15 protein-coding genes are annotated in these 12413 nt (G+C 58.2%); 12 read left to right on the top strand and 3 right to left on the bottom strand.

Annotation, left to right across the window (positions count from 1 at the left end):
• Positions 1-13: 13 nt before the first annotated feature.
• From MQE22_RS08465 to MQE22_RS08455, 3 genes are all read left to right on the top strand, one after another.
• Positions 14-562, top strand: coding sequence for a hypothetical protein (locus tag MQE22_RS08465; protein WP_255789541.1), 549 nt, complete (start codon positions 14-16; stop codon positions 560-562).
• 155 nt (positions 563-717) lie between these two features.
• The gene (locus tag MQE22_RS08460) at positions 718-984 is read left to right on the top strand and encodes a metal-sensitive transcriptional regulator (protein ID WP_255789539.1); all 267 of its coding nucleotides are present in this window, start codon (positions 718-720) and stop codon (positions 982-984) included.
• A gap of 11 nt (positions 985-995) precedes the next feature.
• Entirely contained in the window at positions 996-1682 is a 687-nt protein-coding gene (locus tag MQE22_RS08455) for a hypothetical protein (protein ID WP_255789538.1), read from the top strand.
• Between the two features lie 288 nt (positions 1683-1970).
• Here MQE22_RS08455 and dinB read toward each other — a convergent pair whose 3' ends face one another.
• Complete coding sequence (gene dinB / locus MQE22_RS08450) at positions 1971-3146, bottom strand: DNA polymerase IV (protein ID WP_255789537.1); 1176 nt, start codon at positions 3144-3146, stop codon at positions 1971-1973.
• Positions 3147-3353: 207 nt separating this feature from the next.
• Between dinB and MQE22_RS08445 the strand changes: the two genes are divergently transcribed.
• From MQE22_RS08445 to MQE22_RS08420, 6 genes are all read left to right on the top strand, one after another.
• On the top strand, positions 3354-3806 hold the full coding sequence (locus MQE22_RS08445) for a hypothetical protein (RefSeq protein WP_255789536.1): 453 nt from the start codon (positions 3354-3356) through the stop codon (positions 3804-3806).
• Positions 3799-4761, top strand: a complete 963-nt coding sequence (gene trbB / locus MQE22_RS08440; RefSeq protein WP_255789535.1) for a P-type conjugative transfer ATPase TrbB — start codon at positions 3799-3801, stop codon at positions 4759-4761. The genes MQE22_RS08445 and trbB overlap by 8 nt, the downstream gene beginning before the upstream one ends.
• A gap of 13 nt (positions 4762-4774) precedes the next feature.
• Complete coding sequence (locus MQE22_RS08435) at positions 4775-5254, top strand: hypothetical protein (protein WP_255789534.1); 480 nt, start codon at positions 4775-4777, stop codon at positions 5252-5254.
• Positions 5255-5387: 133 nt separating this feature from the next.
• Positions 5388-5777, top strand: a complete 390-nt coding sequence (locus tag MQE22_RS08430; RefSeq protein ID WP_255789533.1) for a hypothetical protein — start codon at positions 5388-5390, stop codon at positions 5775-5777.
• A gap of 12 nt (positions 5778-5789) precedes the next feature.
• Entirely contained in the window at positions 5790-6179 is a 390-nt protein-coding gene (locus tag MQE22_RS08425) for a VirB3 family type IV secretion system protein (protein WP_255789532.1), read from the top strand.
• Positions 6154-8745 (top strand): VirB4 family type IV secretion/conjugal transfer ATPase, encoded by a 2592-nt coding sequence (locus tag MQE22_RS08420; protein WP_255789531.1) that lies wholly within the window; start codon positions 6154-6156, stop codon positions 8743-8745. The genes MQE22_RS08425 and MQE22_RS08420 overlap by 26 nt, the downstream gene beginning before the upstream one ends.
• On the opposite strand, the gene MQE22_RS08415 is transcribed toward MQE22_RS08420, so the two are convergent.
• Together MQE22_RS08415 and MQE22_RS13875 are read right to left on the bottom strand one after the other, a co-directional pair.
• Positions 8742-9083, bottom strand: a complete 342-nt coding sequence (locus MQE22_RS08415) for a type II toxin-antitoxin system PemK/MazF family toxin (protein ID WP_255789530.1) — start codon at positions 9081-9083, stop codon at positions 8742-8744. The genes MQE22_RS08420 and MQE22_RS08415 overlap by 4 nt on opposite strands.
• A complete protein-coding gene (locus tag MQE22_RS13875) occupies positions 9073-9303 on the bottom strand; it encodes an AbrB/MazE/SpoVT family DNA-binding domain-containing protein (protein ID WP_483190447.1) in 231 nt (76 codons plus the stop codon). The genes MQE22_RS08415 and MQE22_RS13875 overlap by 11 nt, the downstream gene beginning before the upstream one ends.
• Before the next feature lie 238 nt (positions 9304-9541).
• Here MQE22_RS13875 and MQE22_RS08410 point away from each other — a divergent pair, with 238 nt between their 5' ends.
• Genes MQE22_RS08410 through trbL form a run of 3 tightly spaced genes read left to right on the top strand, consistent with a single transcriptional unit; the run spans position 9542 to position 12056 of the window.
• Positions 9542-10291 (top strand): TrbJ/VirB5 family protein, encoded by a 750-nt coding sequence (locus tag MQE22_RS08410; protein WP_255789529.1) that lies wholly within the window; start codon positions 9542-9544, stop codon positions 10289-10291.
• Between the two features lie 10 nt (positions 10292-10301).
• Positions 10302-10574 (top strand): EexN family lipoprotein, encoded by a 273-nt coding sequence (locus MQE22_RS08405; RefSeq protein WP_255789528.1) that lies wholly within the window; start codon positions 10302-10304, stop codon positions 10572-10574.
• A gap of 12 nt (positions 10575-10586) precedes the next feature.
• Entirely contained in the window at positions 10587-12056 is a 1470-nt protein-coding gene (gene trbL, locus MQE22_RS08400; protein ID WP_255789525.1) for a P-type conjugative transfer protein TrbL, read from the top strand.
• Positions 12057-12413 lie beyond the last annotated feature (357 nt).

The following is a 12413-nucleotide window of genomic DNA, read 5'->3' as shown; positions in this document are numbered from 1 at the left end:
AAGGAGAAGCAAGATGGATCGTAGACAATGGATGAAGTCGTTTTTTTCGGCCCTCGCCCTGCTGGGATATGTGCGTATCGATCCGGCCAGTGCCTCTCCCATGGCAGGGATGATGGGGGGCATGATGGGAAATGGTTCCGATAAAGAGGGCATGGGGGCCATGATGTCGCCAGAAAACCGGGGACCCATGCAGACCGGAATGGAGCTTTTCGAGAGACACGCGCAAGTTCATCGCAAGGTAACTTTTCTGCCCGATGGGATTCATGCCGTTACGATTTCTGCGGTGCCGGAAACCGTCGCCCTGCTGCAAGCGCACGTTTCCCAGATGTATGCGCGACTTGCGGAAGATCGCCCTTTTCCCTACCCCATCAGCCGTAGCGTGCCGGTGATGTTTGCCCACCCAACACTCTACCAGCGCAAGCTCGATCTGCTGAAAGATGGTGTTGCCGTAACGGAAACGTCTAATGATCCAGAAATGGTGCGAGTAATTCATGAGCACGCCCGCGAGATTAACCGTTTCGTCAAGGACGGTATGCCCGCCATGATGCGCAACATGATGTAGCCTGCAAGGCAGGAGATGGTCGTCGCAATGCCTGGTTGAGGAGTTGTCGGGCCGGGCTGCACCCATGGCACTGAGACTTGCTGCCGGGCGTATTGACGCCATTGGGTAACCGGTAGTTCAATGCCTCCGAATTGATACACCTAGGGAGTACAGGTATGGCCCATGATCGGCAGGCGATCTTGCAGCGTATGGCAAGGCTGGAGGGGCAAATGCGCGGCATCCGGCAGATGCTGGAATCTGACCGCGATTGCCCGGAAATCTTGGTACAGATGTCGGCGGCCCGAGCCGCGCTCGATAAAGTGGCGCGGCTCGTGTTCGAGGACCATCTGGATCATTGTCTGCTGGATGCGGTGCGCGAGGGGGATGCAGAGCCCCGACTCGCAGAGATCAAGGCGGCCTTCGCCCGCTACTTCCTTCCCTGAGGACTGCCAATATGTCTTCAGCATGGTTACTCGTCCTGGTTGCGGCATTTCTGGTGGCATTCCTGCACGCGATCTTGCCAGACCATTGGATGCCGATCGCTCTCCTGGCGCGGACGCAACACTGGAACCTAAGAAAGGCCCTGCGCGTAGCGGCTTGGGCGGGATTTGGTCATATTGCAGGCTCACTGGTCTTGGGTGTCGTACTCATCGCTCTGGGATTTGGCTTGGAACAGTCGTTTTCGGCATTTGCGCATGTCCAAGGCCAAATTCTGGGTGGCATATTGATTGCGACGGGTATCGGTCTGTTCGTTTGGCAAAGTCTGCGCGACGGTTCTCACCCTCACCCTCACCCTCACCCTCACCCTCACCCTCACCCTCACGAGCACGAGCACGAGCACGAGCACGAGCATTCGGCGCCAAAAGGGTCTTGGTTTACACTGATGGTTGCCGGTGTGGCGGCTTCGCCCGATGGAGCCTTCGTTCCAGTGCTCCTCGCTGCGTTGCCCCTCGGCCCGCTGGCTGTCTCTGCGGTGCTGCTCGTGTACTCTCTTTCGACGTTACTGCTGATAATCCTTCTGGTTTGGCTGGCAACTTGGCTCGGGCTACGTTGGCGTTGGGCCTGGCTAGATCGTCATGGAGAGCGATTGAGCCCGATCATTCTCATCACGTTGGGAGCTATTTTGCTTGCTGGCATATGATTGCACGCAGAAGGAGGCCGATTGAACATTTTAACGCTTTATGGCGCATCGGTGGTGACACTGATGATGATCTTTTATGCGTTGGAAAGTAAATCATCGTGGTACACCCTGGCATTTGGCTTCACATGCATTGGATCGGCGATTTACGGATTCCTTGCCGGAACATGGCCATTTGGCGTAATCGAGAGTATTTGGAGCGTTATTGCTTTTCGTAAGTGGGTTCTTCTGCGATGTAAGTAATCTTTGCATCGACAACCCAGAGGTTGGCGAATGACCGCTATCGCTGCTTTACCGACCATCATCGAAGCTCGTTTCATGGAGCGTACCGCTCTCCTCAAGTAGACTCAACTGGCCAGAGGCAGACAGGTCTGCTCTGATCTTTGTTAGGCCACTCACTGCCACTCCCAGCAGCCGGACAGATCGAATTCCCGCCATGCTGGCCGACAAGGCATGCTCCAGCAATCCTGGCAAACATGCAGAGATGTCTGTCGCGCGCCAGATCGCTTGCGCGTGGGTACGCGCCCGAGTAACGGTCTCGAAATTTAGAAAACGGACCTTTACGCCCACAGTTCGCCCCGCCAGTTCTAGAGCCTGGAGACGTGCGGCAACCTGTTCCGCCATCTGCTGCAGGGTGGTCAGCATGACCTCCGTGTCCTCCAGATTTTCCAAGAAGGTGCGCTCGGTGCCCACGGATTTCCGCTGGCGTCTCGGTTGAACAGGACGTCGATCAATGCCTCTGGCAATCTCATAAAACCAAAGGCCGGCCTTGCCGAACTGCGCAGTCAAAGATTCTTGCGATGCGCTCCGCAGATCGAGAACTGTGTTGATTCCCATCGCGGCCAACTTTTTCACGGTGGCCGGGCCCACCCCATGGAGTTTGCCCACAGGAAGAGATGCCAAGAAGTCCTGTCCTTTTTCGGGCGGAATCACAAAAAGCCCATCGGGCTTGCGCCAATCGGAGGCGAGCTTGGCTAACAGCTTGTTGTAGGAGACTCCCGCAGAGGCGGTCAAGCCTGTTTCGTGCTTAATGCGCTGCCGAATGTCACGGGCGATATCCATGGCCAGAGTCCCATTGGCGGTAATCACACTCACGTCCAGAAACGCCTCGTCCAGCGATAGCGGCTCTACCAAGGACGTGTAGCTGCGCAGCATTCCCATGATCTGACGGGAGGCTTCCCGGTAAGCCTCCATGCGTGGGCGAATAAAAATCGCATTGGGGCATAGCGACTTGGCTCGCGCCGCCGTCATGGCGGAGTGAATGCCAAAGCGACGAGCCTCATAGCTGCAGGTAGCCACAACGCCTCGGCCGGCAGGATCACCGCCGACGATAACAGGCTGACCTTGCAGCCCAGGATGATCCCGTTGCTCCACCGCTGCAAAGAAGGCATCCATATCCACATGGATGATCTTGCGGGGTTCGACAGTATGCCCGTAACTGGTCGAGAGGTGATTTCTGTCTAGCATGTGAACAGTCTATCAGGAACCAGCTTTCGTCCTAAAAATGGCTTAGAGAACAAGTAAATGTTTGTCGATATGCGGGGGGGGGGAGCATGGACTGGTTCTGCACGCCGGCTGTAAGAGACCAGGCAGAGGTTCGTTTGGATTGTCCGTACCTACCGATCCCGGTTTCGGCTGGCTATACCAGAACAGGACTGTTGTTAGGAGAACTCCATGACTACCGTATTTGCCCAGGTCAAACTGGTTGGCCCGTATGCTGAACAGATCGAGCGCGAGGCAAGCGAAAAGCACGTATCGAAGCCCGCGCTGATCACCCACTATGCCCTGAAGGGAATCGAAAGCACGCTAGCCGAGCCAGAAGGGGAGCTGCGCAGTTCGGAGCGGCGTATATCGGCCACGATCCTGTCGATGCGCACGGAGATCGAAGCCCTGCAGGCGCAACAGGATACCAATACGGCGATGTTCGACATCTTTGTGCGGCTGTTCCTGTTGCACATGCCCGAACCATTGTGGGAAGAACTCGAGGCCTTGCAGTCTTCTGTTCTGACCCGCTACGAGCGCTACCTTCAACAAGTCGCCCAGATGGGCTTTGACGGAGACCGGCCCCAGGCCTTGCGCAAGATCGCCCGTCTGCTGGAGCAGCGGATCGAGGTCGCGGATGCCTAATCCCGCCATGATCCATTCCATCGACAAGGCAAAGGCCGAGGCGCACGTCCGGCTGGTCGAGCAGATGCGCCGGATCCTGGGTGGCGGGATTTGTGCGGTATTCGAGGACCCCAGCGCCGTCGAGATCATGCTCAATGATGATGGGCATGTCCTCGTGGAGCGGCATGGCGAGGGCATCCGGGAGCTGACCACGCTACACCCGCAAAAGGCCCTCAATTTTCTGGGGCTGATGGCGGCCTATCGGGATACGGTCGTAGCGGGAGATCGTCCTATCGTCGAGGGGGCCATGCCGACGGAGTTCCGCCGTGCCCGCTTTGCCGGCTGTATTCCACCCCTGGTCTCGGCGCCGACCTTCTCCATTCGACTACCAACGACCAAGGTCCTTTCACTGGAGGACTATGAAAAAGCGGGCATCCTGACTATAGAGCAACGCCTGCAGCTGATGCAGGCCATCGAGGAGCGCAAGAATATTCTGGTCAGCGGGGGTACCGCCAGTGGCAAAACGACCCTGCTCAATGCCCTCTCTGGTCATGTCGCCCACCTCGCGGGTCTCGATCAGCGCATCGTGATCATCGAAGACACCCCGGAGATTGTCTGCCAGGCACCTAACACCGTGCAATTGCTCGCCAATGACGACATCGGTATCGACATGACCCGGTTGCTCAAGCTGACACTGCGGCTTCGTCCAGACCGGATTTTCGTGGGAGAGGTTCGTGACCGCGCGGCGTTGGCCTTGCTCAAGGCCTGGAACACTGGGCACCCCGGGGGCCTCGCGACACTGCATGCCGACAACCCGGAGCTGGCATTGGAGCGGCTTGATGTGCTTTGCCAGGAGGCGGGTGTTCCCTCCCAGATGCGACTCATTCAAGAGGCGGTGCACGTCGTCGTCCAGATCGAGCGTGACACCAGCCATCCTGCGCGCCGCCGCGTCAGTGCCATCCGATTCTTTCACTGAGGAGAGTTCCATCATGTGGTATGCCCTGACCTCATCGAAACCCCTGGCGGCTGCCTTGACAGCTGCCCTGCTTGCCAATGCCACTGTAGTGGGTGCAGGGCTGACGCTGCAGCCACTGCCTATGGAGTCTCGCCCCGTCGTGCTGCATCCTCCAAAGCCAGCAGCAATGCAGATCCAGGTACACCTGATCCCGGCCCGGTCTGTGCGGAAATTTCCTGCGGCACCCTCGGTATTCGATCAACCGGTTTCCCTGCCGATGCGTTATCGCATGTCCGAGCGGGGCGCGCTGTCGTACATCGCCCAGCAACTGCGGGTGTCTTTGGTCTTTTCGGGACCGAACTATGCACTGCTGGGAGAACATCTGCCCTACGGGAAACCGACCCCCGCCCTCAGGCTGCTCACCCGGATCGCTAACATCTCCTACATCCAAGGGCATTTTGTCATGGAGAGCAGTGGTCGGATCGTCGTGCAAAACGATCCCCTCGTGGGCTGAGGCGAGGGGGCTACCGATCCCCGAAAGGGCTGGCTATACCCTAGCAGCCATTCCTGCTGACACCGAGGGGGCGTGGATCCCATCCCTTGGTGCCTGAGAAACGGGGATCCTTCTCTTGCAAGAGGAATGCATCATGTCGGACGTCATCAACGAGCAGTCTCTGGGACTGCGCCCTGCCTGGCATCGCTGGGCTGCGCGCGTGTTGGGTGTGAGCGCTGTGGCACTTCCCGTCGTCGCTCTTGCGGCCACAGGGGGTCCCTTCGGCTCCATCAGCAACTTTTTCGATCAGGTCTTCATGCCTGCGGTGGGTTCTATCGGTATTGCCGGTGGTGTGGGCTATGGAGCCATTCACCTGTTCAAGCACGACTACGGTAAAGGCACGGTAGGCCTTGCGACGGCGGCAGGTGGTGGCTTCATCATCCACCAGTACGGCTGGTTTGGGCAGCAAGCTGGTATCTCCGCCGCCGTCCTTGGCAGCCATGCCGGGCTCCTGGCTACCTTGGCCCACGGCCTGGGTCTCTGACGGGAGCTTCCCATGGGCGGAACCCGACAGGTCCGGTTGTACCAGTCGCTGGTCCGCCCTCATCTACTGATGGGGGCGGAGCGACAGGCAACCTTCTACAACGCCACCTTTGCCATCTTTGTCTATTTTTTCACCCTTTCGATTCCCGGTGCCCTCGTTGCCGTGGCACTTTTTGCGGCGGTGCAGGTAATCCTGCAACAACTCGCCAAGCGCGATGCGCAGATGATCGCGCTCATCAGTCGCTCGCGGAAATACCAAACCGTCTATGCCGACGGGGCCACCCTCGATGCCGAGTACCGGGATATTCCCCAATCGCACAAACCCTCGCCTGTTGGGCGGGTACTCTCATTCTTCCTACGCAGCGGGGCAAAAGCACATGCTGAACATCAAGGCACATCGTAGCCGGGATCTGGCTTTCCCGGATCTCTTGAATCCCGCCATCCTGGCCGGGGAGTTTGCCTTTCAGGTCAATGCCAAAGGCGACACTGCCCCCTGCGCTGTATTGCTCAACAAGGATGGGTCCTTTCTGTCGGTCCTGCAGTTTGCCGGGCCGGACCTCGAAAGTACCTCGGACGGCGCTCTCAACCGGGTCGCCGGTGTACTCAATCGGGCCCTCGTTCGATTGGGCTCTGGTTGGTCGGTGCATATCTCGGCCATTCGCTCTCGTGCAGAAGGGTACATTCCCGAGGATCAGGTTTTTTTCATTGATCCCGTGTCCACGCTCATCGACGCAGAACGACGCATGCAGTTTGAGGAGGAGGGGGCACATTTTGTGAGCCGGTATTATCTGGCCTTGACCTGGCAGGTGCCGGCAGAGTCGGAAGTCTTCGCCGGGCAGTTTTTCGTCGAGACCAAGCGGCAAGAGCAACGCGACACTTTCCAGGACCTGCTGCAGCAATACGGGAATGCGCTAAATGCCATTGGCGGCATCCTGCGCCAAAGCTTTCTCGTGAGCCCGCGCGATGCCAAGGGACTCCTGACCCACTACCACGAGTGTCTCACCGGCCGCACCCACGGCGTGAACCCACCTCTCATTCCGGCCTATCTCGATGTCCTGTTGGGGCACCATGATTTCATTGCCGGCCTCGAGCCTGCTGTGGACGGTGAGCCCATCGAGGTGATCACGGTGACCGGATATCCGGATCGCACCCAACCCGAGATGCTCGAAGTCTTGCACAATCTCCCGTTTCCCCTTCGGTATACGACGCGCTTCATCCTCATGGACGCGCGCGAGTCGAAAAAGCTCATTGCCCAGTATCGGGAGAAATGGTCGAGCTCCAAGTTCAGTCTGCGGGAGTATCTCTCTGCGATTCTTGACAAAGGGCAGGTGCGGCAGGATCGCGCCGACAAGTTCAAAGAGTCGCTGGAACAGGAGACCGTACTGGCCGATGCTGACGTTTCCAGTGGGGCGGTGGTCTTTGGGTATGTTACGGCGACGATCGTCCTGCGCGGCAAAGACACCAGGACCTTGGCCGCCCGCGTACAGACGGTCATCGACCTGCTGGAAAACGCCAACTTCGTACCGAAGCGGGAGACGATCAATGCCGTCGATGCCTTTTTGGGCAGTCTCCCGGGGCACACCTGGGAGAATGTCCGTCGACCCGTGGTCAACAGCCTGAACTTTGTCGATCTCTCCCCGAAGACTGCCGTCTGGGCAGGAAGCGCCGAGTGCCCCAGTGACCGGATGCGCACCGACGACCAACAGAACTACGTTCTGACGGATGAGGAGGAAGAGGACGGGCCGGCCCGCCGTCGCGGGCGCAAGGCACCCTGCCTCGCCTATGCCCAATCGAGTGGCGGAACACCTTTCCGCTTCAATCTGCATGTCACAGATGTGGGGCACAGCCTCATCATGGGCCTCACCGGTGGTGGCAAGAGTACCCTGCTCGCGCTGTTGGGGGCACAGTGGCTACGCTATCCGAAGTCCCGGGTCATCGCCTTCGACAAGAAGATGACCATGTTCACCCTGACCGAAGCCGTGGGCGGGCTGCATTACGATCTCGGCGGGGAGAGTCTGCCCCTGCAATTTGCACCGCTCAGCCGCATCGACCAGCCCGGTGAACGCCTGTTTGCCAAGGATTGGCTGGAAAGTCTGGCGACGCTCCAGGGGGTGACGGTGACGGCGGCGGAGCGCGCACTCATCAGTCAGGCGGTAGATGGCCTGGCCGGGGAACAGGGGCGCTCGATCACCGACGTGCAGCACCTCCTGCAGGATCAGAAGCTACGCCAAGCCATCGGCATGTATGTTGGTACCGGCAAATATGGCAACCTGCTGGACGGCATCAGCGACGGGCTGGATCTCTCCAGTCGCTTTGTCACTTTCGAGATGGACAATTTGCCGACCGGAGAGGAGGGGAAGGGCATTGTCGCTCCGCTCCTGCTCTACCTGTTCCATCGTATCGACACCCTGCTGGATGGGAGTCCCACCCTGATCCTGCTGGATGAGGCCTGGAGTCTGCTGGATCACCCCATGTTTGCCGCCAAGATCCGGGAGTGGCTCAAGGAGCTGCGCAAGCGCAATGCCGTGGTGGTCTTTGCAACACAGTCACTGGCAGATTTGCAGAACCATCCGCTCTTGCCCGTACTGCAGGAAAGTTGCCCGACGAAAATCTTTCTGCCGAATCCGGAGGCAGGATCCACGAACCTGCGCCCGATCTATCACGCCTTTGGTCTGGATGACAAACAGATCGAGCTGCTGACCCTGGCCACGCAAAAACAGGACTACTACATCCGCAGTCCGTTGGGCAGCAGGAAGGTTTCCTTTGTCTTGGGACCGGTGGCTCTGGCGTTTTGCGCCGTAGACGATCCCCGCGACATCAAGCGCGTCCAGAAGCTCAAGGCGCAGTACGGTGCCCGCTGGCCGGCAGTCTGGCTGCGGGAACGGCTACCGCAGGGGCTGCAGGAGAGCTGGGCAGATTACCTGGATACGCTGTATCAGAGCTTTGATCGGGGGGTGGCGGGACGTTAGACGATATTTCCGCAGATCTGTTTCAGGTTTTCGCTTAGCCGCTCCTTGTCGGCAGGGGACAAGTGGCCCAAGGCGCCCCGGATTAACCGGGCATCGAGAGTGAACAATTTTCCTCGGACAACGGAAGGCGCAGGCAAACCCGCCGCACGCAGGTCCTGGATGGGATAATCGAGCGGCCAAGTGGTGTTCTTTGCGGATGTAATCATGGCAAGGACCAGGTGGCCGCTTTGTTGATTGAAACCCTCTGCTGACAGAACCAAGGCAGGACGATTCTTGCTGGCATCCCGATCTGTAAAGGGAAAGGGAACCCGCAACACCTGCCCAGGCTCATAAGTCACAATAGGCCTCCTCGTCGGCTGGACTGGTCCATTCGGATAACAGAGCTTCTACCGCTTGAAGATACTCCAGGTCTAGAGGCACTACCCGCCGTACTCGTGCAGTGCCCCCAGGCTCCAATTCCCAAGAGATCAGGTCACCAGGACTTACCTGAAGCGCCTCTCGAACGCTAGCAGGTATGGTCGTTTGTCCTTTGCTCGTAATCTTGGCGAGTGTGCTCATTCAATCACTCCAGTAAGAATGCTGTAAGAACGCATTACTTCCAGATCTTAGCAGGCACCAGTGGCGCTCGCCACCAGTGCCTGCAGATTCTGTGGATGCTGGTTAGCGTTAGTTGGCCCACTTATAACTAAAAAAGCGCTATGTTCTGGGTAGTTCTTCGTGTGTCCAACCCCCTACCGATCCCCTTTGGTGCTGGCTATACCTCCACGGAGTCTTTCTTTTGTGAGGTATCGATGCCATGAAACACAAAGCCCTTTCCTCTGCCGTTCTTTTGGTCCTGTCCCTGGGACTGGTCATACCACTTCCTGCACTTGCCGGCGGTGCCGTAACCGGGGGTGCGACGTTTCCCGAGCAGATCGTGCAAGAAGCGACGTTACTCCAATCGAAGGTGGAAGGCGCCGAGCGCTTGGTGCAGCAAATCCAGATGTACGAAAACATGGCCCAGAACATGGTGAATCTGCCCCAAAGCATGATCGGAAAAATTATGCAGCCCATCGATCAGCTCTACGGCATGGCTGGGCAGGCTCAGCAGCTGGGCACCAATGCCATGAATCTCGCCAATCAGTTTCAGAACCTAAATGCGAGCTTCAATCCCCAGCTGACCTCGGAATACACGGATCATTACGAGAGCATCACCACCGGACTGAACAATGCCCTCAACACCGCCCTCGAGGCTGCCAACCTCAACCCCGATGCCTTTACGACCCAGGCACAAGCGGAAGAATCGATCCGGCAGGCACTCAGCAATCCCAATAGCCGGGATGCACTCTTGCAAGGCGCCGTTGCAGCGGGGCAGGCCACGGTATCGGCACTCACCCAGATGCAACAGACGGCCAACACCGAGGCGACAGCGGAGCTGACCTGGCGCAAGGCCCAGTTGGCGGATCAGACGGGGCAGACTGCGGCTGTAGACGAACTCAACAACGATCTCAATGGTACTGGGCAGACCGTCACCTACGGCAACCCGAACTTTGGTTGGCTGAATTGAGGACATGACCATGAAACTCCGATCTCTAGCAATTCTCACCCTGTCCGTTCTGGCCATGTCTGGTTGCAGCCACACGCCGGTGTACACCCAGGCGTACTACGTGAAGCATAAAAAAGCCCGTGACAAGGCGATCAACTACTGCCAGAAGCACAAAGAAGTTTCCCGTACGCGCGAGGCGGATTGTCAGGCGGCAGCCAATGCTGCATGGCAGATTTACGACAACGGGAAGAAGCCTGCCAAAACTGTCACCTACGGCAATCCGAACTTCGGCTGGCTGAACTGAGGAGGGATCTCCATGCGCACACGCTTTTCCATCCTCACCCCGGCACTGCTGGGAGTCTTGCTTCTCGCGGTTTCCCTTCCAGCCAGCGCGGCGACCGGCACGGTATCGCCCTTCATCAGCGCGTTTACCACGGTTGCGATCGGCTGGTACTCCGAGATTCTCAAGGTATCGGAGGAAATCTTCTACTTCCTGTTCGGCGTGGACTTTGTGTATCTCGTCGCCCAATGGCTCATCGGCGGCAAGGACGTCCACGAGATTTTTACGTCCTTTCTGAAAAAGCTCATCTCTATTGGCTTCTTCTACACCATCCTGCTGAATAGCCAGCAACTCCTCAAATGGGTATTCCAGGGCTTTCACCAGACCGGAGTGCAGGCTGGTGGAGCGCATGCGGTAGGAGTGAGTGCGATATTCAACACGCTCATGCAAATCTGGAATGCGCTGCTCAAGGGCCCCAAAACGGCACACCACGGCTGGCTCTATGATGTTACCCACATCGGGACGGCCGCACTCAGTGACGTTCTGGCCATCATGATGGCGGGAATCTGTTCGCTGATCGTCCTCATGATCATGGTCTACGTGGTCATCGAGTATTTTGCCGTAAAGCTCGAGGCGCTTCTCGTGGGATCAGTCGGCGCACTCATGCTGGGTTTTGCGGGTAGCCGCTGGACGGTGCAATACGCCGAGGGTTTTTTCAAATATGCGGTTTCGGTGGGTGTCCGACTCCTTGTACTCACGCTCTGGATTGGCTTCGTCGAAACTCAGCTGGGGACCAGCATTACTCGCATCCTGAACATTGCTTCGCACAACGGCACCAATATCGTTGGGCAGTTCGAGGGCTACGGAGAGATCCTGATCTTCTTCCTCCTGGTCGGCTGGCTGACCAAGAAGCTGCCTAGCATAGCAAACAGCGTGCTTGCGGGGTCTTCCTCGCTCTCTGGCGGAGAACTCGTCACGGCCGGGGCGACTGCGGCCGCATTGGGAGCAGCAGCGGTGGCAACCGGAGGGGCAGCACTCGCCGGTGCCGGTGCGGCAGGAGGTGCCGGAGCGCTCACCGGGGCGCAGGCTGCGGCAATGGATGCCGGGGCCGCGGGTTCCATGAGAGGGGCTGCCGGTGGCGGTGCCACGGAAATGGCCGGTGGCAGCGGCCTGGGTGCCAGTGCCGTGGATACGGGCATGGCACATGCAGTGCAGCCTCCGCCACCACCTCCGCCCCCGAAGCCCGCGGGTGTACAGCCTCCGCCTTTTCCTTCAGCAGCCGCGCGAATGGCGGACATGGCGCCTCAAGAGTTTCATGCTACCATGGCAGATGCCGTGCGCACGGGCATGCAGAGCGATCGTCCCATGTCTCTGGCGGAGAGGTTTAGAAAAACATACAAAGATGGGGCGGGGTTACACCAAGAGTTGGAGAAGCATTTGTCCCTTGGTGAGGCCTCACAAGAGGGTGTACAAGCCCCCGGCGCTGGTTTGAAGCACAGCGAGTAGTTTCGACGAGACAAACTGTGCTATCGGTAGGAGAGGATGCTGGGGAATTGATGAGGTCCCAGGAGGGTGTCATGAAGGTTGTGCTTGGTATCATTGGTTACCTGATCGTTGCCAGTATTTTGGGGCCCATCTTTCTGTTTGACATGCCCGGGATCGGGCCTTACCTATTCGCTGGGTTAGTTTTCGCACCCCTCGGATCTTTTTTGTTTTGGTTCTTTTTCATCCGCACACCTACCGGAAATGTTGGCCTTCTGTATAGCAAGGCTGACATTGATCGTGCTCGCCATAGGGGCTTCCAGGAAGGCCGCCGTAGCGCTCGCTGGTGACCCCCTTGGTGCACTGGTGATGAGAAGCCTC

Source organism: Acidithiobacillus sp. YTS05 (assembly GCF_024396695.1).
Taxonomy (GTDB): domain Bacteria; phylum Pseudomonadota; class Gammaproteobacteria; order Acidithiobacillales; family Acidithiobacillaceae; genus Igneacidithiobacillus; species Igneacidithiobacillus copahuensis.
The sequence above is the reverse complement of the archived record's forward strand: the minus strand, read 5'-3'. Positions and strand labels throughout refer to the sequence as shown.

Coding starts and splice junctions, on each gene's coding strand:
- MQE22_RS08465 (WP_255789541.1), top strand. CDS start 14: ATGGATCGTAGACAATGGATGAAGTCGTTTTTTTCGGCCCTCGCCCTG.
- MQE22_RS08430 (WP_255789533.1), top strand. CDS start 5,388: ATGTCGGACGTCATCAACGAGCAGTCTCTGGGACTGCGCCCTGCCTGG.
- MQE22_RS08445 (WP_255789536.1), top strand. CDS start 3,354: ATGACTACCGTATTTGCCCAGGTCAAACTGGTTGGCCCGTATGCTGAA.
- MQE22_RS08410 (WP_255789529.1), top strand. CDS start 9,542: ATGAAACACAAAGCCCTTTCCTCTGCCGTTCTTTTGGTCCTGTCCCTG.
- MQE22_RS08455 (WP_255789538.1), top strand. CDS start 996: ATGTCTTCAGCATGGTTACTCGTCCTGGTTGCGGCATTTCTGGTGGCA.
- MQE22_RS08405 (WP_255789528.1), top strand. CDS start 10,302: ATGAAACTCCGATCTCTAGCAATTCTCACCCTGTCCGTTCTGGCCATG.
- trbB (WP_255789535.1), top strand. CDS start 3,799: ATGCCTAATCCCGCCATGATCCATTCCATCGACAAGGCAAAGGCCGAG.
- MQE22_RS08460 (WP_255789539.1), top strand. CDS start 718: ATGGCCCATGATCGGCAGGCGATCTTGCAGCGTATGGCAAGGCTGGAG.
- dinB (WP_255789537.1), bottom strand. CDS start 3,146: ATGCTAGACAGAAATCACCTCTCGACCAGTTACGGGCATACTGTCGAA.
- MQE22_RS08420 (WP_255789531.1), top strand. CDS start 6,154: ATGCTGAACATCAAGGCACATCGTAGCCGGGATCTGGCTTTCCCGGAT.
- MQE22_RS08425 (WP_255789532.1), top strand. CDS start 5,790: ATGGGCGGAACCCGACAGGTCCGGTTGTACCAGTCGCTGGTCCGCCCT.
- MQE22_RS13875 (WP_483190447.1), bottom strand. CDS start 9,303: ATGAGCACACTCGCCAAGATTACGAGCAAAGGACAAACGACCATACCT.
- MQE22_RS08435 (WP_255789534.1), top strand. CDS start 4,775: ATGTGGTATGCCCTGACCTCATCGAAACCCCTGGCGGCTGCCTTGACA.
- trbL (WP_255789525.1), top strand. CDS start 10,587: ATGCGCACACGCTTTTCCATCCTCACCCCGGCACTGCTGGGAGTCTTG.